General features: G+C 73.8%; 2 protein-coding genes and 1 pseudogene. All 3 read right to left on the minus strand.

What is annotated here, in order from left to right; genetic code table 11:
• Positions 1-71: 71 nt before the first annotated feature.
• Complete coding sequence (locus tag GSF22_RS33070; RefSeq protein ID WP_208817837.1) at positions 72-875, minus strand: ParA family protein; 804 nt, start codon at positions 873-875, stop codon at positions 72-74.
• 2 nt (positions 876-877) lie between these two features.
• A complete protein-coding gene (locus GSF22_RS33075; protein WP_208817838.1) occupies positions 878-1,540 on the minus strand; it encodes an SAF domain-containing protein in 663 nt (220 codons plus the stop codon).
• Positions 1,537-2,193 (minus strand): annotated as a pseudogene (locus tag GSF22_RS33080) (hypothetical protein); the annotation flags it as partial. The gene GSF22_RS33075 and the pseudogene GSF22_RS33080, both read right to left, overlap by 4 nt.

The raw sequence follows: 2,193 nt of genomic DNA on the forward strand, positions 1-2,193 counted from the left end.
GGGGGACCCGGGGGTCGTGGCCGGGTACCCGGGGCTCGCCCGGGACCACCCGGGGATCGTGGGAGACCGCCTCAAAGCGCATTGCGGATCACCCCCTGGCCGGCCGGCCAGGTCAGTCGGGCCCGCCGCCGGTCCAGCACCGAACGGACCGGGACCTCCAGGGCGCCGGCCGCGCGCATCAGCGGCCGTCCGGCCCGGATGGTCCCACCGTGGCTGAGCACCTCGGCGGTACGCGGATCGTGCGGCAGTTGGGCGATCACCGGCAGCCGCAGCGCCCGGCTGACCTCGGTACGGCTGTGCCCGTCGCCGACCAGGAGCAGCCGGAGCGTGCCGCCGGGTACCCGGTGCTCGGCGAAGTCCCGTTCGATGGCGCGGACCGTGGCCTGCGCGCTGGACAGGTCGGGCAGGTGGGCGGCGGTCACCACCAGCACCAGGGCCGCCGCGCGCAGGATCGGCCAGGGCGGGCCGACCACCTGGAGCCGGCCACAGTCGACGAGCACGTCGTACGCCGGCTGCCCCCGTTCGAGGTCGGTGAAGAAGTCGGCGAACCGCTGCCACAGCGGTACCACACTGCCGGCCTGCACCGGGTCGACCACCCCGGGCAGCAGCAGCCGTTCCCGTTTCGGCGCGTCCAGGTCGACCAGCTGCGACCAGAACGCCGACTCCAGGTTGCCGTCGCGCAGCTCACCCACGGCCAGCTCACCGATGCCCCGGGGGCCGTCGAGCGCGCCGCCCAGGTAGCCGGCGAGTACCGACCCGCCGGCCGGGTCGCACTCGGCGAGGATCATCCGGTGGTGCCAGGAGAGGGTGCAGGCCAGCGCGGTGGTGGTGACACCGGGGGAACCCTTCGCCGCGACGAGGGCGATGATCGCCATGCTCAGGCCGCCGAGACGAGTACGACCGCGATGCGGTCCTCTGCCGCCAGCACCACCACCGGCTGCACGTCGCGGTTGGCCAGGGCCAGGTAGAGCACCACGTCGCCCCGCTCCGGGACGTTCGTGTCGATCACGGTGGCCTCGAACCGGGTACTCGGGGCCTTGCTGTCGTCGCCCCGCTTCGGGGTGCTGACCAGCAGCAGCCGGTCACCCGGGTACAGCTTCCGGGCCGGGACCTGGCTGGCCTTCAGCCCGAGGGCGACCTGCTGCTGCCCGGGGCCGAGCAGCGGGGCGTCGGTGAGCTGGCCCATGGTGAGCAGGGTGCCGGGAGTGAGGGCCACCGCCGCGCGCAGGCCGACCACCTCCTTGAGCCGGTCGGCGCGTACCGGCTTGAGACCCTGACCACCGGCCACCTGCACGCTGACCAGGTCGTCGGTGGTGAGTGCGGTACCCACCGGCACCGGCCGGGCCACCGCCAGGTAGCTCCCGGTGGCCCGGACCGAGGTGACCGCGAACGCGGCGCCGAGCCCACCGAGGGCGATCAGCAGCACCGCCAGCCCGAGCAGTCCGGGACGGGTACGGCGTTGCCGGACCACCTTCGGGGGCACGACCGGGGCGTCCACCGGCCCCGGACCCGTGCCGTTGTGCGTGGTCGCCACCGTCACTCCGTCACCACCTGTAGTTCGTCGATCTCGATCGTCGTCGGGCCGCTGGTCCGGGTGGTGGTGATCTCGCCGCTCTCACCGCTGCTGGAGCGCCAGGTGGCGACCCAGTGCGTGGTGGCGACGATCGTGTACCGCCCGGGTTCCGGGTAGCCCTCGTCGTAGCCGCAGTCCGGCGACCGATCCCCGGCCCGGTCGCCACTGGTCGAGTACGGCGTGCCCGCCCCGGTGCAGGTCCGCTTCTCGCCGTTGCCCAGGTCCCAGACGGTCTTGGTCGCCTTCGCCGTGATCGTCACGGTCAGCCCCCGGTCGCTGGCGCTGGCCGGATCCGGGGTCCGGTCCTCACCGATGGTCCACATCCAGACCGGCAGTCCGACCAGCCCGGGGCCGTTGCGGCGACGGGGCGCGACCCCGACGTGCGGCGGCTCCAGGGTCAGCCGGGCGAACGCGATGCGGGCCAGTTCGTACGGGTCCGGCGGGTCGCCGAAGCCGGGCGGCGGGCCGTCCAGCAGGACCGGCTCCTGTGCCCCGCCGCAACTGCGCAGGTAGGCCTGCTTGCCCTCCGGCAGGTCGTCGGGCTGCGGCTCCTGGAGCTTGTAGTAGCAGCCGTCGGCGCTGTTGAACCAGCCCAGCACCGGGTCGTAGCAGGGCACCTG

It is taken from the genome of Micromonospora echinofusca (assembly GCF_017614955.1).
Taxonomy (GTDB): domain Bacteria; phylum Actinomycetota; class Actinomycetes; order Mycobacteriales; family Micromonosporaceae; genus Micromonospora; species Micromonospora echinofusca_A.

Excerpts from the sequence above, each read along its gene's own strand:
- GSF22_RS33070 (WP_208817837.1), bottom strand. The coding sequence starts at position 875 with ATGGCGATCATCGCCCTCGTCGCGGCGAAGGGTTCCCCCGGTGTCACC.